The sequence below is a fragment of the Psychrobacter halotolerans genome, assembly GCF_039680845.1.
In the GTDB taxonomy this organism is placed as follows: domain Bacteria; phylum Pseudomonadota; class Gammaproteobacteria; order Pseudomonadales; family Moraxellaceae; genus Psychrobacter.
On the sequence record NZ_JBDKWD010000006.1, the window covers coordinates 87,330 to 104,223 of the forward strand.

Below are 16,894 nucleotides of genomic sequence, written 5' to 3' on the forward strand. Positions count from 1 at the left end.
CTCACGATCAAAACACAATCAAAACTGCAATGCGTTATACCTACTGGCAGATAGGCGTTTTATCACCTACCTGCCCTTTAGCAAATGCTAACACCACTTATGCTGCAGTAGATTTCATTTTCTCTGCTTTGGCGACTACTTCATCAATGCCACCAGCCATGTAGAATGCTTGCTCTGGTAGGTCATCGTACTCACCTGCGATGATTGCTTTAAAGCTAGCAATGGTATCGCGTAGTGCAACATATTTACCAGGTGCGCCAGTAAAGACTTCGGCAACGTGGAAAGGCTGAGATAAGAAGCGCTGAATCTTACGAGCACGATAAACGACTAGTTTATCTTCTTCTGATAACTCATCCATACCCAAGATGGCGATGATGTCTTTTAGCTCTTTATAGCGCTGTAAGACGACCTGCACCCCGCGAGCAACGTTGTAATGCTCTTCGCCGATGACTTGTGGATCTAACTGACGAGAGGTTGAGTCGAGTGGATCAACCGCAGGGTAAATACCTTGCGAGGCGATATCACGGCTCAATACAACAGTGGCATCCAAGTGAGCAAAGGTTGTGGCTGGTGATGGATCGGTCAAATCATCCGCTGGTACATATACCGCTTGAACTGAGGTGATTGAGCCTGACTGAGTTGAGGTAATACGCTCTTGTAATAAACCCATCTCTTCAGCAAGTGTTGGCTGATAACCAACCGCTGATGGCATACGGCCAAGCAGTGCTGATACTTCCGTACCTGCTAGTGTATAACGATAGATATTATCAACGAACAATAATACGTCACGACCTTTGCCAGTAGCAGGATCTTTGGTATCACGGAAGTATTCAGCCATGGTCAAGCCAGACAGCGCAACACGTAGACGGTTACCTGGTGGCTCATTCATCTGGCCATATACCATCGCAACTTTAGATTTACTAAAGTCTTCAGTGTTTACAACGCCTGCTTCTTGCATTTCGTGATAGAAATCGTTACCTTCACGAGTACGCTCACCCACACCTGCAAACACTGATAAACCTTCGTGTTTCAGAGCGATGTTGTTGATCAATTCCATCATGTTGACGGTTTTACCAACACCAGCACCACCGAACAGACCAACTTTACCACCTTTAGCAAACGGGCAAAGTAGATCGATAACTTTAATACCCGTCTCTAGCAATTCAGTACTGTTTGACTGTTCTGCGTAGCTTGGCGCATCACGGTGGATGGTCCATTTCTCATCAGCCACGACAGGACCTTCTTCATCGATAGGACGACCAAGAACATCCATAATACGACCTAGCGTACCAATACCAACAGGCACAGAAATAGGTGCACCAGTATTGGTAACAGGTAGATTACGCTTTAGACCTTCGGTTGAACCCATCGCAATAGTACGTACGATGCCATCACCGAGCTGTTGCTGTACTTCTAGTGTGGTTTCAGTGCCATCAACTTGCAAGGCATCAAAAATCTGAGGAACTTCGTTACGGTTAAACTCAACGTCAAGAACCGCGCCAATAATCTGTACAATACGACCGCTACTCATTGCGTTCTCCTTGAACTTCTATATATAGGTGTAGTCAATTATGAAACAGCAGCAGCACCGCCAACGATTTCCGAGATTTCTCGGGTAATCGCCGCTTGACGCAGCTTGTTATAAACCAACTGTAAATCGTTAATAAGGTCACCAGCATTATCTGTTGCCGCTTTCATTGCAACCATACGCGAGGACTGCTCAGAGGCAATGTTTTCCATTACCGCTTGATAAACAATCGACTCAATATAACGGCCAAGCAATTCATCAATCAACGTTTTGATATCAGGCTCGTAGATATAATCCCAGCTCAGTTCTGTCTGTATACCGCTTTCTTCTTCATCAAGCGAACCTTCTGGTAAAGGCACCAACTGATTGACCGTTGGTTTTTGCGTCATAGCATTGATGAATTGATTATATACCACGTAAATACGGTCTAACTTACCGTTGCTGTAATCTTCAAGCATCGCCTGAACAGGAGCGTTCAATTGCTCAAACGTTGGTTTATCACCATAATCTGTCACCGCTGAGGTCACTTTGCCACCAAAGTTTTTGAAAAAGCTGACGCCTTTGGCACCAATGACTGCAAATTCAGCTTGTACAGACTGGTCTTGATACTGCTGGATATTTTTCGTTAAAGCTTTGAATAAGTTAATATTCAAACCACCCGCTAGGCCGCGATCAGAGGTAATGACAATATAGCCAACCTTATTGACTGGACGCGATACCATATACGGATGCTTATAATCTGATGAGGCGTGCACCAAATGTGAAATAACCCGGCGCATACTATCAGCATACGGGCGACCCACTTCCATGCGCTCTTGGGCACGGCGCATCTTACTTGCCGCCACCATTTGCATGGCACGAGTAATTTTCTGGGTGCTTTTAATACTGGTGACTTTGGCACGTATCTCTTTTAAGCTTGCCATAATGATTCCAATATAAGAGGGTTAAAAAGCATTGGCGCATGCAACAATCGTTTAATATACATCATATGTCTTACAGAATAATATTTTATATTTTGTGCATTACGCGATCTAATACCGCTAATGGTTAAAACAGTGGCGCAAATATCTGGACAGACAACGCGCCACCTTATCAGCTATCAAAGAAAGCCATAACCAAATCGGCTTAACCCGTTAAATTAATAACTGTGATTTTGTTTAAAGGTCTCTAAAGCTGACTTTAAACGACCTGCGATATCATCATTGTAGTTCGCAGTGTCATCAATCTCACGCATCAATTCACTTTGTTCATCATGCATGTAACGTAAGTAAGCTTCTTCAAAAGAACCAATTTTTTCAACTGGCACGTCCGCTAAGAACCCTTCGTTTGACGCATAAATAACAGCCGCTTGCTCAGAAACTGACATTGGCTGATATTGTTTTTGCTTCATAAGTTCAGTAACGCGCTCACCGTGATCAAGCTGTTCGCGAGTTGCGTCATCAAGATCTGAGGCAAACTGGGCGAATGCAGCCAATTCACGATACTGAGCTAGGGCCGTACGAATACCACCAGATAGCTTTTTGATGATCTTAGTCTGAGCAGCACCGCCCACACGAGATACCGAGATACCAGCGTTGACGGCTGGACGGATACCTGAGTTAAATAGGCTTGATTCTAAGAAAATCTGACCATCGGTGATTGAGATCACGTTGGTTGGTACGAATGCTGATACGTCACCCGCTTGGGTTTCAATGATAGGTAGTGCGGTTAGAGAACCTGTCTTGCCTTTCACTTCACCGTTCGTGAATTTTTCTACGTAATCAGCATTGACGCGTGATGCACGCTCAAGTAGGCGTGAGTGTAAATAGAATACGTCACCAGGATAAGCTTCACGGCCTGGCGGACGGCGTAATAGTAGTGAAATTTGACGATAAGCGACCGCTTGCTTTGACAAGTCATCAAATACAATCAGTGCGTCTTCACCACGGTCACGGAAGTATTCACCCATCGTACAACCTGAATATGGTGCGATGTACTGTAGTGCCGCTGGCTCTGAGGCAGAAGCAACCACGACAGTGGTATATTCTAGGGCACCAGATTGTTCAAGCTTACGTACCACGTTAGCAATGGTCGAACGTTTTTGACCGATTGCCACATACACACACTTAATACCAGATGATTTCTGCGCGATGATCGCATCGATAGCCATCGCGGTTTTACCCGTCTGACGGTCACCAATGATAAGCTCACGCTGACCACGGCCGATTGGAATCATAGTATCAACGGCTTTATAGCCTGTCATTACTGGTTGATCTACTGATTGACGGTCGATAACGCCTGGCGCGATTTTTTCGACTTTATCCGTCATTTTGGCATCGATAGGACCTTTGCCATCAATAGGATTACCCAAGGCGTCAACAACACGGCCTAGCAGCTCAGGACCTACTGGTACTTCAAGGATACGACCAGTACAATAGGCTTTTTGACCTTCTTGCAGCTTTAGGTAATCACCAAGTACTACCGCGCCGACAGAATCACGCTCTAAGTTAAGCGCCATTCCATAGATTTCGCCTTCAAACTCAATCATTTCGCCGTACATGGCATCTTCAAGACCATGAATCTGCACGATACCGTCAGATACTTTGACAATCGTGCCTTCATTCTTTGCAGTTGCACCCGCATCAAGGTCTTGAATACGCTGCTTAATCAGGTTACTGATTTCCGCTGGATTCAATTGTTGCATTGCCTTGTTTCCTTTAATTTATGATAACCCGCCCACTGACTTAAATGCTCTTACGTTCACGCAGATTCTATATGGCTGCGCTGATGAATGGCATTAGGCAGTTAGCTGTGTTTTTAACTGTTGTAACTTGCCGCGCATTGAATCATCAATGACTTTATCACCGACTTTGATGGTAGCGCCTGCCAATAGACTTGGATCAACCGACTCATGAATCACCACACTCGCATTTAGTGATGTGGCAAGACGCGTCTGAAGCATTTCACGCTGAGCGTCGGTCAATGGGTATGCAGAGGTCACATATGCGTCAAGCTGCTTTAAGCTTATTGCCTTATGACGGCGATAATGCTCATAAACTTCAGGAAGCAGCGCCAGACGCTCTTGTTCTGATAACTGTTTAACGAAGTTACTAAGTGCTACTGATACTTTTGGATAGCTGGTCTCGCTGTCAGAGCGAACTCCGCGATTCTCATTCAATAGTTGCTTAAAAGCAGAATCGTTAGCGCTAGCTATTTGTGTATCATAAAGATCGACCAAAGCAGCTGACTTATGCTCAGCAGAAACAGCTGGATTGTCTAGCCAAGTACTGAAAGACTTGTCATCGACAACGGTACCGGCAATAAATAAGAAGTTTTCCCACTCATTTACTACCCCGTTTTCGTTGGCATAGTCAAACGCGGCTTTAGCGTACGGTCGTGCTAATGTTGATAAGTCAGCCATTATATCCTCACAATTACAGCTTCGCCGCCAGTTGGTCTAACATACTGGCATGTTTTTGCACATCGACTTTGTCTTGCAAAATCTTTTCTGCACCAAGTACAGCCAGTTCAGCAACTTGGGCACGTAATACTTCACGCGCTTGATTGATTTCTTGGTCGATAGACGCTTGAGCTTGTTGACGAATACGTTCGCTTTCCGCTTGGGCTTGCGTTTTGGCATCTTCAACGAGCTGATTTGCACTCTTGTTCGCTTGCTCAATTAAAGCAGCAGCTTTGGTCTTTGCAAGATCAAGTTCATTCTGAACATCTTGCTCCGCGGTTGCCAGATCAGCTTTTGCTTTTTCTGCAGCACTCAGGCCTTCCGTAATTTTACGCTGACGTTCATTAATGGCACCGATCAATGGTGGCCACACGAATTTCATGCAAAAAATCACAAATATTGCAAAAGCAATGGCTTGACCGACGAGGGTAAAATTGATATTCACGTGATCACCTCTTTGTTAATGAAAAATCAGTTTCATTGATCATGTTTGGCAGTCAAATTTTGACTATATTTGATAGAAAAACTCCGAATACCAAACATTTACAACTGAGCTTTCGGATTAACCTGCTAGAGGGTTAGCGAACAACAATAGCATAGCAATACCAACACCGATCATCGGAATAGCATCAAGAAGACCTGCTACGATGAACATACGAGTTTGCAATTGTGAGCCAAGCTCTGGCTGACGCGCAACACCTTCCAAGAATTTGCCGCCTAGAATAGCAAAACCAATACCTGTGCCAAGTGCGCCAAGACCGATAAGTAGCGCTACTGCGATAACTGTGTAACCACCTAATACTGGATCCATTGATGTATCCTCATTTACCTATTGAATGTCTAATTAATGTTCAGTTGATGATGCAAGCGACATGTAAACTATCGTCAGCATCATAAATACGAACGCTTGAAGTGTAATAACTAAGATGTGGAAGATAGCCCACGGTACCGATAACGCCCATTGAATCCAAAACGGCATTAGAGCAATCAGTATGAAAATTAACTCCCCAGCATACATGTTACCAAATAGACGCAAACCAAGTGATACAGGCTTTGCAATCAGAGTAACGGCTTCTAAAATGAAGTTGATGGGGATTAAAATCGCTTGTACGATTGGATTTTTGGCGCTAAATGGGTGTAATGTTAATTCACCAATAAAACCGCCCAAACCTTTTTCTTTAATGCTATAAAAGATAATCAGCGCAAAAACAGAAAAGGACATGCCAAGCGTGATGTTAGGGTCAGTGGTTGGAACAATCTTAAAGAAAACATGATGTGGATCATGACCCATCGCAGCGCCTACTTGTCCGGCGATGCCTGGAATGAAGTCAACGGGTATTAAATCCATCAAGTTCATTAAGAAAATCCAAACAAAAATAGTCAGCGCTAATGGCGCGATCAATTTTGAAGTACCACTGTATGAATCACGAACGTTACTATCAACGAACTCGACGATCATCTCAACCGCTGCTTGAGTCTTGCCTGGTACGCCTGATGTTACTTTTTTGGCAACCATCCAAAAGATGGTACAAAATAAAATACCCAGACCAATTGACCATAGCATAGAGTCAAGATGGATAGCGTTAAACCCCATTGCGCCTGCTTCTTCAGCAGTATGGGCAACTTTCCAACCTTCGCCCGGCAGATAGCCGTACGTCCAATTCGTTAAGTGGTGAGAGATATATTCTGATGATGTTTGCTCGGCTGCCATAATGTAAGCTTCTTATTAATCAACGATTTAATCAACTACCAAAAATATGGTTGTCATTTGATGACGTTTAACGCTGCTACCGACTTTACTAATTAGTAAGCAAGTAGTTTGTTAAAACCGTCATATAACCAATAACATCCAACCCATAGTTCTATTACTAGTGCAAATTTGATGGCATAAAATAAATTTTAGCTATCAAAAAAGGGCTTATGATAATTCAGTAATAGCCCTTGCATATATACGCAAAATTATTATTTGTGTGTTTGCCCCATACTGTGTATTTACAGTTAGTACGCCGTTCTAGCGCTTATAGGCAAAATATTGAGCCGCTTATATTAATGCAGCGTGGTATTCGTGTAAAGTCAATTATGATTTTTTATCCACTGTATGAATAAGTTAGTTATAAATAGTATTTAACAATATGGCTTTGTTATTAACATTAAATTGTCATAACTCAGTTATTACAGATAAATGAAGTTATTAAAGACAAATAAAATGATCAAAGACAAATAAATTAATACTATCCAATTGCTTCGTTATCGTATGATACAGTTGCTATAAACGATCACCCAGTGTTTCTAAAATCATTGAACTGTTTAAAACAGTCTTTAAGCATTGACTTTGTAAAAATTCGACTTTGTAAAAATAGTCATGGAGAAGTTAGACGGCAGGGTGACTTGCTAGTGTCATTAATCAATTGTCTCACTACATGCATAGCGATTATCTATTAACACTAGCGTATATGCCACAACATCCAACTGTGACTAATTTGCATTACCATAAAACCGATAAACAGCGCAGGCGCTGATAGGGGTTGTACGGTAATAAAAATTAGTGCGAAACCAAACACGGTCAATAGCCATTTTGCCATTTGACCTCGGTACAACTGGCTAACAATATGATGACGTGCGCGATAACCCGTATACCAAAAAATAAAAAAAGCAAATATCGCTTGGGTGACAAAGCTCAGTAGCGCACCGATAGCAGTACTTTTTGCTACAAGCAGTTGACTACTATTCAGCCAAACTGTATCTATTGCCCAAACCGTCAAAATCAGGATAAATAATATCCAAGCTTGACGTTTAATGTAGACGCTAATTTTATCTTTTTGTGTGCGTTTAGCCGGCTTGGTCATCGGTATTCCTATAGCCTTGAGATAAGGTAACATGATTAGGATACTTTATCCTAAGATATCTTATTCCCTACAGGTATCACCTTTTAGCCAAAATAAAACGCTATTCATTATAAGGAGCATAATGATTTTAAGCAAGCATAATATGAAATTTGTCAACCATATAGCACAAAATCATGACCAAACCCAAGTCATACCTGTCTTTAGAACATTGCTTCAAAGTGCTTACCTAAAGGTATTCACTTTGAAAGGCATAAGATTTGGGTATGCTAGTTTTGGGCATGGTAACACTTATTTGCTTAGCCGTTGTGTTTAATTCTACTGACCGTCGATACAAGTATTGATTTGCTGTGCCATTTTTGTCCATCCCTCGACAAAGTCTTGACTGTCGCTCATGTCTTCAATTTGCACCGTGGTACTGACAGGTTGTAGCTTGGCAAGTAGACCTTTTGCAGCCGTACTTTGATTGATCAAGCACATCTGTTTGGCGGGGCGGTTCTCATTCAGCCAACGCAATTGACTGGCTTTTGGAGACAAATGATGGTCTGGGCTTAAGCTGCCAGCCAGCTTTATGTGTGCGGCGTTTTCGATGTACTGATACGCATCGTGGTAGGCCCAATAAGGACGATTTTTTTGGGTATTTTTTTGAACTTGAGCGACGGCTGCATCCATACGTTGAGCAAATTTTTCGGTATTCGCTTGATAAGTAGCTTTATATTTAGGATTGGCATGGCTATGAATCACTGCTAGCGCTCGGGTAATGGCTTTGGCATTTTCGGGATCGAGCCAAATATGCGGATCGAGCGTGCCTGCAATGGGGGCACCCGTAATATCGCGACGGGGATGGCGATTAAACGCTTTGAAATCGAATAACGCAATGGCATTAGGCGCGGTCTGTAGGCTTCCTGTCAGACTATTTTCTAAGGCATCACCAAACCAAACCACGTACTTGCTGTCTTGAATGGTTTTCTTATCGCTTGGACTGATACTACCATGATGCCCCACATCGCCAGCTTGTAAGATTTGTTTGGCCGCTGGCGTACCTTCGGTGATGGCTTGGCTAAGCAGCGCCATTGGGTGATTACTGACACTAACTGTTGCTGCTTGAGCGCTTAAAGCTGAAGCGCCTAACACTAGAGCAGCAGTCATTAGTAGACGTTTTGATAGCTTGATTGAGCGGGCAGGAAATGTAAAAACTGAGTTCATAGTGGATTCTTTGATGTTTGGATACCAGAAGTATGAGTGAGGGTTTCAATGTAGCTTAGCAACTTAGCAACTTATTTGGGTAACCATTTTGAATAGTAATGGCGACATGCATAGATGGTTTAAAAAAGCTTGTCTGCTTTTTACCTTATTATGTTATACTATAACAATAAAGATTACTATGATAAAGCAAAAAACACTATAATACGGCGAGCCATTTTATTTCTAGGAGCTTGCAATATGTCCACCAGTTTACCCGTCTGCGACCATTTGCATGATGTGCAAGACTTTACGCCTCATGATGTTGCTGAACGCTTAGCAGCGGCCCAAGAACAATGTAGCTTAAGTGGCGCACGCTTTACCGCCTTGCGTCAACAAATATATCAGTTGGTATTAGAAGCCAACCACCCTATTGGTGCCTACGATTTGATAACTGAGCTGCAAAAGCTACGTTTGTCCGAATCTGACTCGCAAGTCCAGTCGTCAAAGCAACAGTCGTCAAAGCAACTGCCGAAAACGTCAGCACGCAAAGAACAAGCGCCTAAAAACGTGGCACCACCAACCGTTTATCGCAGTTTAGAATTTTTATTGAGTGAGGGCCTGATTCATCAACTGACTTCTATCAATGCATATGTGCCCTGCTGTCACCCAAGAGCGCAGCACACGGCCGCGTTTTTGATCTGTGAGCAATGCCAGCGTGTACAAGAGTGTAGTAGCTTACCCGTACAAGAGATGATGAGCTTTGCTGAACAAGACGTTGGATTTGTCGTAGCACGAAGTGTCATTGAGTTGAGTGGTCTGTGTCAGGCGTGTCAATCATAACAATCAAGCTAGCGTTATTAGCTGTTAATGCGCTCTCTTTTTATTACTTTTTAATGAAGCCGCTGTAAACTTATGAAAGACTCTCAAGCATTTTCAAACCAACAACCTAGCTCTTTTGTTGATACTAACCTGAGTGGTGCTAACGTGAATGGTGCTAACTTGGACGATACTAAATTTGGCGATGACAACACTCCGTTGTTAAGCTTGCAAAACGTGAGCTACCATATTGGTCAGCAGCGCTTACTGTCACATATTGATATCAATATTGCTATCAATGAGACAGTCAGTCTTGTGGGGCCCAATGGTGCGGGCAAGTCAACCTTGGTCAAGCTCATCTTAGGTTTGATTGATCCGACTAAAGGCAGTATCAAATCCCATCAGCCATTACAGCTTGGCTACGTGCCGCAGCGCTTTGCCATACCGCCGATATTGCCACTGAGGGTGAGTGACTTACTGGGTCAGGCAGACAAAAAACGCCTAACGCCTGAGCAGCGCCAATTTATATTTGATAACTTGTCATTGACGCATTTGATGTCGCGGCAAATGCTGCACTTATCAGGTGGTGAGACACAGCGAGTATTGCTGGCGCGCGCGTTGTTAGACAAACCCAACTTATTGATTTTAGATGAACCGATGCAAGGGCTTGACCCTGATACGGAGGTTTGGCTATATCAATTCATCGATAAGCTACCAGACTTTTTACGCTGTGCCATGCTCGTGGTCTCCCATGATTTGCATTGGGTGATGCGAGGCAGTCGACGAGTAATTTGTCTCAATAAGCATATTTGCTGCGAGGGACAACCAAGCGAGCTTGCCATTAGTACAGAGTTCCAAAAACTGTTTGGTCATTATTACGAACAGCCTTATGTACATCAGCCGCATGCTTGTAAACATCGCGCCCCAAGCGAGCTTGAACTTTAGTTATTAAACCCTCTCTTTTAAAGCCAAGTGTATTGAACACCAATATCGCTTTGCGCCTTTCTAAAAAATATTACGGATATGTATTATGACCGCTTGGTTAGCCATCATTGCGCCTGCTTGGATTGCGGGCAGTATTCTAGCGCTATTATCAGCGCCCTTAGGCTGTTTGGTATTGTGGCGCCGCATGGCATTTTTTGCTGATGCTTTGGCACACGGCACCCTACTTGGCGTAGCACTAGCAGTATGGTGGCAGTTGCCGATGGGCATTGGCATTGTGTTTGTCAGCGTTGTGGTGGTGCTAGGCTTGGTATTGATTGATGATGAGCGTCTGCCAGCGGATGCCGTCTTGGCAGTCGTTGCGGTATCCTTGCTGTGCTTGGGCTTATTAACCTTGACTCAGCTGACTGACCATCAAGCCAATGTATTAGGATTTTTATTTGGGAATCTGCTCGAGCTCGATTGGGCCGATTTGCCCTTACTGGCTGGTAGCGTGGTCGTTGGATTGGGGTTCCTCGCCTATATATGGCCAGCACAAATCAAGCTTGCTACCCATGAAGCGTTGGCGCGTATTCAAGGCGTTAATCCAACACGGCAGCGGTTATTTTTTATGGGCGTGCTGGCAGGATTTTGTGCGATAGCCTTGCAAGCGGTCGGCAGTTTGTTAATCAGTGGTTTGCTGGTCTTGCCCGCCCTAACCGCACGCTTATGGTCAAAATCGCCAAAGCAAATGGTTATTATCTCACTACTTATTGCCCAGCTTGGGGTCACTTTAGGCGTTTGGGGTAGTATTTGGCTCGATATTCAGACAGGGCTTTCAATCGTATTGATTTTGGCTATCTTATTTTTCGTGGCGCTTATTTTCTCCAAACTGATTGCCATGAAATTTTGGTCGGCTCGTGATTAACGACTATATAGGGCAAAATAACATTGTCTTAATCTGCTTACTTGTTCAACTTTGTTTTATTAAACTTTATTTTATTAATAGTACTAGAGCTTTAATGGACTTTATGTTATAAATTTTCTCTAATGATATTAACAATGATTGAGCCATTTTTTTAATAGCATCAATCAATAAGCGTACCCATGGTAGTAATAAGTGGTAGCGATAAGTAATAATAAACTGTGAAAAACCAATGACTAGGGCGTGTTATCATTTTAAACGCAGTAATAAAAATAAAATAGATTGCCGTCAAACAAGAAAAATAGTACAGATAACATTAAAGTGTTATCCAGCTGTTTGAAAAAAATTAGCTATCTTTACTCCATTTAAATGGTCATCGATTGAATTGAGGACATGTCTTCGCATCCTAGTTATATAGTCGATCTACAATAAAAGAGATACAGCCATACTGGCGACCATTTTGCGCCGCCACTGTCAGCAACGGCACAGCAAACAAGGAAAATGGTTGCCAGTATCGCATGATCATAGGCGCATCTTTTTTGTTTAGGACTGGCTATATATTCTAGAAATATTTACTGTTTTGATTCATTGAGGGACTTATCCCATGCCAAGCTATCCAGTCAACCAAATCAGGACAGCAGATGAGCAAATAAATATATTACAGATTACGGATTTGCATTTATCATTACCCCCAGCCGCGATAAATGGTGACGCTAGTAAGTTAACAGTTTGTCAACGCAACTTTGAAGCGGTCTTACAGCAGGCACTAAATACTGATATTCGCTGTGATTTAATCATGGTCACGGGTGATTTGGTCAGCCAAGTTAAGACCGCCCTCTACGATTATATTTTTGCAGTATTGCAAGCCACCGGCATTCCTTTTGTGTGTATTGCTGGCAATCATGATGTCACAGAAGAAGACAATAGCGAGTTGCCATTTATGCAGCGTACGCTGATCGCTCAGCCGGCTGACCCACGTCTGCTCAGCCGACATGTCATAGACACTGATCATTGGCAGCTGTTGTTGTTAGACTCCTCTATCACAGGCAAAGTAGCAGGTGAAATCACCCCTACTGATATTGACTGGTTATGCGAGCGACTGAGCGTCTGTGACAAACCTACCTTAATTGCCGTCCACCACCATGTCATACCCGTAGACTCCGCTTGGATTGATAGTCATAAAGCAGAAAATACGGAAGATTTTTGGCAACATATGGCAGCGTTTGAGCAGCTAAAAGTGATTATTAGCGGTCATGTTCACCAAGAGCAAGTCCGTTATCGTCAAGGGGTCACTGTCTATAGTACGCCCTCTACTTGCTATCAATTTCAACCTTTCGAAGACGATTTCGCTTATGCTCAAAATGTACGACCTGGCTATCGCTGGTTGCAATTAGCCAACAATGGAAAGGTTGCAAGCTGGGTTGAAAGACTGGATACTTGATGCCTAGAATTATCGGCAATAGCAACACCTGCAAGCCTTGTCAGCTATACCTTTGACGAATGAGCGCTTGGTTTAATTTGTGAGGAATGGCGAAGTAAAAATAACGTCAGTCTGAAAAATCACTTCATTATTATTAGAAACAATGATACAACTTATAAAGCAAAGCAAGTAGTCCCTAGTGTTGGGTAAAACTATAATAGCTAGGATGGCTAAATCGATTACCAGTCTAAGTTTTTATGTCAGCAATTTGTAGCATTATTTAGACAATGCCATTTAAATAAAAAAATAGATAGCAATATAGACGAGTGTGGCTATGTCGATGTAAGCATACCAAAATAACGTACTATTAGATCAGCTGTGTTACTTGTGTCACCAAGTGGTAAAACGTTTTATAAAGGGACAAATTATAGCGTTGGTAAATTGAGAGCATCTTGTCTTTTGTTACGTCGTTTTATTGAATTAATTTGAGAAAATTAGGATACCCATATGAGCACCTTAACCACAAATCCGAGTGATATTAAATTTACTCCCTATGTGCCCGCCGCAGACGAAGAGTACATGTCTGATGCGCAACTAGATCACTTTAAGTCTATTTTATTGGATTGGAAAAACCAACTAATTGGCGAAGCGGATCGCACAAAAACTTATATTCAAGACGAATCAAGCGCCATGCCAGATATTAATGACCGCGCTACTCAAGAAGAAGAGTTTGCATTGGCTTTGCGTACCCGTGACCGTGAACGTAAACTCATTCGTAAAATCGATAAATCTATCGCTGAAATAGACAATGAAGATTATGGGTTTTGTGAGACTTGCGGCGTAGAGATTGGACTTCGTCGTCTTGAAGCTCGTCCCACCGCGACCCAATGTATCGACTGTAAGACCTTGTCTGAAATCAAAGAACGTCAAAATCAAGGCGCCTAAGAAAACCGTCTAGGATAGACATTCTTAAAACACCTCCTATTGACGTAAGCACAAGCGACCATGTTATTGGTCGCTTGTTGCGTTTCGTGCTACCCCTTTTTGAGTAGCAGTGATATTATTTCTAATCATTCGCATCGCTAAGCCAAGATAACGAGCCACCGTTTTATGCCAACCCAAACCATACCTCAGCCCATCGGCCGCTTTGCTCCCTCCCCCACAGGAGAGTTACATCTTGGCTCATTAACGACCGCTCTTGCTAGCTTTTGCCACATCAAATCAATCGGTGGTCAGTGGCTACTACGTATCGAAGATACCGATACTGAACGCTGTGACAGACAGTTTACTGAGCAGATTTTGATGGATTTAGAAGTGCTTGGGTTGCACTGGGATGGCGATGTTATTTATCAATCTGAGCGTATTGATATTTATAATGACTACTTATCCGGCGCCCTGCGTCCATTAACCTATGCTTGTCAATGCTCACGCAAAGATTTGGAGCGGTATTGGGCGCACGAGGAAGAGAAGCATCACCATAACGAAGACATTAATCCGTTACAACCAAATAGGGTACGCTACCCTCGTCACTGCGTTAACGCAAGTCTGGACAGACAACAGCATAAGCTACGCATACAGCTGCCAGACTATCACATTGGTTTTAACGATGGCATTCAAGGCATACAATGGGACAATCCTCAGCAGACATTGGGGGATATGGTGGTGCGTCGTCAAGATGGCATGATTAACTATATCTTGGCCGCCAGTATCGATGATGGTTTGCAAAAAGTCACACACATCATGCGCGGTTTGGACATTTTACCCATGACCACCGCGCAAATCAGTATCCTACAGGCCGCTCACCTGCCCGCTATCGATCATTGGTATCATCTGCCATTGATATGTAACCCAGATGGACAAAAGCTCTCTAAGCAAAATTTGGCTCAGCCTATTGATACACGTGATCCAAGCCGTTTGATTACTACCGCCTTGCAGTTATTACAACAACCTGCGGTCGATAAAGACACGCCCGCAAATATGCTCAAGCAAGCGATTGCGCAATGGGACAATACGCCGCTTCAAGGCAAACAGCAGTTAAACTCGCCAGACTAATAAATATAAAAAAGCGCCGCTATTAGCGACGCTTTAACAATTAAAAACCAAAAGCCATTTATTAAAGTCCTTTATTAAAACCATTATTCCTATCAACGTTATGTACGACGGGAATGGATTTTCGAAGGTTCTAATGGGCCAAATACGCAGCAAGTAAGTAAAATTTATACCAGTCCTACCTTGCTATTGGCCTTACATCAGTATTGGCATTACTTTACTATTGGCATAGCAAACTTTAATTTTCACTCAATAATAGCGGCATTGGCTTTTTTCAATCTCAGGGCTTTCTTTATAAATCTTTAATAACAGCGCGACCATCACTAAGCTAATCAACATAGAAGAGCCGCCATAACTAAAGAATGGCATGGTCAGACCTTTGGTTGGTAGCGCGCCCATGTTCATCCCAGCATTGATAATCGTCTGCGCGATGAACACCACACCAATACCAAAAGCGGTATAGCTCATACGCATCTGTCGACGCTTTAGCGCGTTATAACTGATGCGCATGGCACTGCCAATAATCAGCGCCTCGAGTATCAATACCATACTCACGCCCACAAATCCCAGCTCTTCACCCGTAATCGCCAATAAAAAGTCGGTATGCGCCTCGGGCAAATGCGAGAGTTTTTGTATGCTCTCCCCATAACCCACGCCCGCAAACTCACCGCGACCAAACGCGATCAAACTACGCGACAGCTGGTAATCGGTGTCCATAACATCATCAAACGGGTCCATAAACGACAGCACACGTACCAATCGATATTGGGCTGTCGTCACCATTAGCACCGCGCCACCAACCGCAGCAGCACCCAATGCTAAGAAATGCTTGTAAGGGGCACCAGCGATATAAAAAATCGCAAAAATAGTGCCCAAAATCACCACGAAAGAACCAAAATCTGGCTGTGACAGTAGCAAGATGGTAATCAGCGCCACCACCAACATAATTCGTAAAAAGCCGTCTAAGCCATTACGGACCTCAAAAGAGCGACGCACCACAAAGTCAGAGACAAAGACGATCATGACAAGCTTGGCCAGCTCTGCTACCTGAAAGTTAAAGAACCCTAAGTTGAGCCAGCGTTTGGAGCCATTAATCGGTGTGCTAAATAAGGTCGCAACTAACAACAGACCTGTAATGCCCAATAAAATAAATTGGGTTTCGGTCTTATACAGAGTCCGTAACGACACACCGTAATAAGGGATCGCTGCAATAATCAATCCGATTGCCATATACAGTAGCTGGTTATCAAAAAAATACAGCTCTGTCATGCCGCGGCTTAGGGCAAAAGGAATGGAGGCGGAAGCGACCATCAACAAGCTAAGCACCATCATGCAACCGACACTGGATATCAAAATTGCGCGGGCTGATGGCATCGACAGAACACCGTCTGATCCTGAGGCTGGTTTTGGTTGAGATGAGGAACGAAAAAGAGAAGAGAGCGCCATAATTTTATATACACTAACGAACGAAAAAACACGGCGTCTGTTAAACGCCACCGTTTAAAAATAGAAAATAAATCGAATCAGCTCAATAAAGCTGGCTCATTGTAGAGACGATCACAGTCATGCCTGATTTTAATAGACGCACAATGCCCGCTTGCGGCTTACACTTTGCCCAACACCACCATGATAATAAGACGATCATCGAGCAAAAACATGGCCTCTTGCCTATTGAGACAGGCACGGTTGACAGTAGCAGCAATCTATAGGCAAAACAATCATTTATAAACAAAATACTGATTCGTGTGCCGTCTCAATAAAATACTGC

At 43.2% G+C, this 16,894-nt stretch carries 17 protein-coding genes; 7 read left to right on the plus strand and 10 right to left on the minus strand.

What is annotated here, in order from left to right:
* Nucleotides 1–97 precede the first annotated feature (97 nt).
* The 9 genes from atpD to AAJP47_RS11580 form a co-directional block, all read right to left on the minus strand.
* Nucleotides 98–1,531, minus strand: a complete 1,434-nt coding sequence (gene atpD / locus AAJP47_RS11540; protein WP_346718069.1) for a F0F1 ATP synthase subunit beta — start codon at nt 1,529–1,531, stop codon at nt 98–100.
* 38 nt (nt 1,532–1,569) lie between these two features.
* A complete protein-coding gene (gene atpG, locus AAJP47_RS11545; RefSeq protein WP_346718070.1) occupies nt 1,570–2,451 on the minus strand; it encodes a F0F1 ATP synthase subunit gamma in 882 nt (293 codons plus the stop codon).
* 215 nt (nt 2,452–2,666) lie between these two features.
* Nucleotides 2,667–4,211, minus strand: a complete 1,545-nt coding sequence (atpA, locus tag AAJP47_RS11550; protein ID WP_346718071.1) for a F0F1 ATP synthase subunit alpha — start codon at nt 4,209–4,211, stop codon at nt 2,667–2,669.
* Between the two features lie 93 nt (nt 4,212–4,304).
* Nucleotides 4,305–4,928: a F0F1 ATP synthase subunit delta gene (locus AAJP47_RS11555; RefSeq protein WP_346718072.1), complete on the minus strand. Its 624-nt coding sequence runs from the start codon at nt 4,926–4,928 to the stop codon at nt 4,305–4,307.
* A gap of 13 nt (nt 4,929–4,941) precedes the next feature.
* Entirely contained in the window at nt 4,942–5,412 is a 471-nt protein-coding gene (locus tag AAJP47_RS11560) for a F0F1 ATP synthase subunit B (protein WP_346718073.1), read from the minus strand.
* Nucleotides 5,413–5,529: 117 nt separating this feature from the next.
* Nucleotides 5,530–5,778, minus strand: a complete 249-nt coding sequence (gene atpE, locus AAJP47_RS11565; RefSeq protein WP_010197960.1) for a F0F1 ATP synthase subunit C — start codon at nt 5,776–5,778, stop codon at nt 5,530–5,532.
* A 33-nt stretch (nt 5,779–5,811) separates the two neighbouring features.
* Complete coding sequence (gene atpB / locus AAJP47_RS11570; RefSeq protein WP_346718074.1) at nt 5,812–6,678, minus strand: F0F1 ATP synthase subunit A; 867 nt, start codon at nt 6,676–6,678, stop codon at nt 5,812–5,814.
* A 733-nt stretch (nt 6,679–7,411) separates the two neighbouring features.
* The gene (locus AAJP47_RS11575; RefSeq protein WP_346718075.1) at nt 7,412–7,813 is read right to left on the minus strand and encodes an ATP synthase subunit I; all 402 of its coding nucleotides are present in this window, start codon (nt 7,811–7,813) and stop codon (nt 7,412–7,414) included.
* 315 nt (nt 7,814–8,128) lie between these two features.
* Nucleotides 8,129–9,016 (minus strand): metal ABC transporter solute-binding protein, Zn/Mn family, encoded by an 888-nt coding sequence (locus AAJP47_RS11580; protein ID WP_346718076.1) that lies wholly within the window; start codon nt 9,014–9,016, stop codon nt 8,129–8,131.
* A gap of 237 nt (nt 9,017–9,253) precedes the next feature.
* Between AAJP47_RS11580 and AAJP47_RS11585 the strand changes: the two genes are divergently transcribed.
* From AAJP47_RS11585 to gluQRS, 6 genes are all read left to right on the plus strand, one after another.
* On the plus strand, nt 9,254–9,835 hold the full coding sequence (locus AAJP47_RS11585; RefSeq protein WP_346718077.1) for a transcriptional repressor: 582 nt from the start codon (nt 9,254–9,256) through the stop codon (nt 9,833–9,835).
* A 72-nt stretch (nt 9,836–9,907) separates the two neighbouring features.
* Nucleotides 9,908–10,756: a metal ABC transporter ATP-binding protein gene (locus AAJP47_RS11590; protein WP_346718078.1), complete on the plus strand. Its 849-nt coding sequence runs from the start codon at nt 9,908–9,910 to the stop codon at nt 10,754–10,756.
* An 85-nt stretch (nt 10,757–10,841) separates the two neighbouring features.
* Entirely contained in the window at nt 10,842–11,660 is an 819-nt protein-coding gene (locus AAJP47_RS11595; protein ID WP_346718079.1) for a metal ABC transporter permease, read from the plus strand.
* Nucleotides 11,661–12,261: 601 nt separating this feature from the next.
* Nucleotides 12,262–13,098: a metallophosphoesterase gene (locus AAJP47_RS11600; protein ID WP_346718080.1), complete on the plus strand. Its 837-nt coding sequence runs from the start codon at nt 12,262–12,264 to the stop codon at nt 13,096–13,098.
* Nucleotides 13,099–13,584: 486 nt separating this feature from the next.
* On the plus strand, nt 13,585–14,022 hold the full coding sequence (gene dksA, locus AAJP47_RS11605; RefSeq protein ID WP_346718081.1) for an RNA polymerase-binding protein DksA: 438 nt from the start codon (nt 13,585–13,587) through the stop codon (nt 14,020–14,022).
* Between the two features lie 165 nt (nt 14,023–14,187).
* Nucleotides 14,188–15,129, plus strand: a complete 942-nt coding sequence (gluQRS, locus tag AAJP47_RS11610) for a tRNA glutamyl-Q(34) synthetase GluQRS (protein WP_346718082.1) — start codon at nt 14,188–14,190, stop codon at nt 15,127–15,129.
* A 246-nt stretch (nt 15,130–15,375) separates the two neighbouring features.
* On the opposite strand, the gene ftsW is transcribed toward gluQRS, so the two are convergent.
* Entirely contained in the window at nt 15,376–16,500 is a 1,125-nt protein-coding gene (ftsW, locus tag AAJP47_RS11615; RefSeq protein ID WP_346718083.1) for a putative lipid II flippase FtsW, read from the minus strand.
* Between the two features lie 191 nt (nt 16,501–16,691).
* Between ftsW and AAJP47_RS11620 the strand changes: the two genes are divergently transcribed.
* Nucleotides 16,692–16,835 carry a hypothetical protein gene (locus tag AAJP47_RS11620; protein ID WP_346718084.1) on the plus strand — a complete coding sequence of 48 codons (144 nt, stop codon included), beginning with the start codon at nt 16,692–16,694 and terminating at the stop codon, nt 16,833–16,835.
* Nucleotides 16,836–16,894 lie beyond the last annotated feature (59 nt).